Source organism: Klebsiella sp. EMBS2024 (assembly GCF_036233805.1).
In the GTDB taxonomy this organism is placed as follows: domain Bacteria; phylum Pseudomonadota; class Gammaproteobacteria; order Enterobacterales; family Enterobacteriaceae; genus Klebsiella; species Klebsiella pneumoniae.
In genome coordinates this window covers 324125-324519 of sequence record NZ_JAZARW010000001.1, presented here as the reverse complement: position 1 = coordinate 324519, position 395 = coordinate 324125, and positions in this window count along the sequence as shown.

The window sequence follows — 395 nt, the reverse complement described above, 5'->3', positions numbered from 1 at the left end:
GCCGGNTGGCGGCTNCGCCTTANCCGGCCTACTCGTCNGGCTCCGACTGTCTGTAGGCCCGGCAAGCAACNGCGCCGCCGGGCGATGGCATCAGGCACGGAGCTGCNTTTATGCCGGGTGGCGGCTGCGCCTTACCCGGCCTACAACCCCAAATCACCACTGGCGCTGGGGCTGCTGAAACTGCCGGTGCTGGCGGCCTCAACATCGCTGAGACGTTCCCGGNAGGCCGGGGCAGCCCGCATGGATGCGGGCTGAGGGCCGTGTTTTGCANGGACGCTGCCTCGGCCNGACCCGAAGCCTGCAGGGATAAGTCGAAGGNACCNCGCAGNGGCGATGTTGCTGGCCGGAGCCCGGGGGTACAGGGGGCGGCGGCGACTGNCCGCCCCCTGTGCGCT